At 40.4% G+C, this 1,175-nt stretch carries 1 protein-coding gene; it reads right to left on the bottom strand.

Annotated features, from left to right (window positions below; all coding sequences use genetic code 11):
• A partial coding sequence (locus OQ5_RS0115160) for an IS1634 family transposase (RefSeq protein ID WP_016778295.1) occupies nt 1-981 on the bottom strand: 981 nt, incomplete at its 3' end.
• Nucleotides 982-1,175 lie beyond the last annotated feature (194 nt).

Below are 1,175 nucleotides of genomic sequence, written 5' to 3'. Positions count from 1 at the left end.
AAATTGTATGTTAGCTTCTGTGGCTATACCCGCATCCATCACAATAACAGGCCGTTTATGACGATATCCGGCTTTCTTGTCCAGATTTGTCACAATGTTTTCCAGCGTTGCACTATCGGCGGTATTTCCCTGAAAAATATCCGAGTATTTCAGAAAACCTTCTGTATTGACTACTAAAGCCAGAACAATGAGTTTGGCATCGCGGCGCTTTTCCTTGCTTCGACCAAATTTAGCAAGCTGACTCTTTTTCATTTGACCTTCAAAATATGTATTGGTCAGATCATACAAAATAATGGTGTCTTCAAGGTTAAAAAGTTCATTGGTACAACGAGAAAGATGGTTCTCAAGGCCTTCTTTCTCCTTGTATAATTTATGGGCAATCCTGTACAATTTGTCTTTAGTGAGCTTTTCCTTGTTATAGCCGGTCAGCTCACAGACCGATGAATTTTCTTTTATCCACGAGACGGTTTTATATTCCGATGCCGGGTAAACAGCACGACTGATTACATGTGTGGCCGCAAGATTGATATCTTCATCTGACCACTGACGCGAGCGAAGAAATGAGGCAATCTTCAATTGCGTGAAGGCCTGATAACACAAAGATTCTGCTCCAATCTCCCGTACATCTTTGTTTTTTAGTGTTTTAAGATTAACCAATTCATGGTTACTATCTGTGCCGGGAGTGGCAACATCAATCTTATTTTTCAGTCGCAACTCCTGGTAATAATGGAGGGCAAGTCTTTCAACAGTAGGATCAGTACTGGCCTGAAATAGTTTAGGGGTGCCTTTTATCAATTGATTAATTCGATCGATAAATGCTTCTTTCTGTGTGATTTCAGGAAGCTCTTCCAAGCGTCCGACACCCAGCACCATACGCTGGCGCGAAAAACCACACTCATCCCGGTAACTTTCGCACAAGCGGTAGTAAGGATAATAGGTTTTGTCGGTTTTACAATATTTCCTGACGCTCTTTAGAAACATGCCGCTAATTTACAGCACCTTTTACCTAAAATCCAATACCCCGGGGGTCCACACAAAAGCTTTTTGAGAATACTTCAAAAAAATAACCATTGAAAAACAGGAACTTAAAAATCGGCAGGATGCTTAAAATGGTCATAAAAGGCTGATTTTAACAAAATTTTAACACTATAATGCTTGTTAACCTGCAATGTGGG

This window comes from Anaerophaga thermohalophila str. Valhall, assembly GCF_000250735.1.
GTDB lineage: Bacteria > Bacteroidota > Bacteroidia > Bacteroidales > Marinilabiliaceae > Anaerophaga > Anaerophaga thermohalophila_A.
The sequence above is the reverse complement of the archived record's forward strand: the minus strand, read 5'-3'. Positions and strand labels throughout refer to the sequence as shown.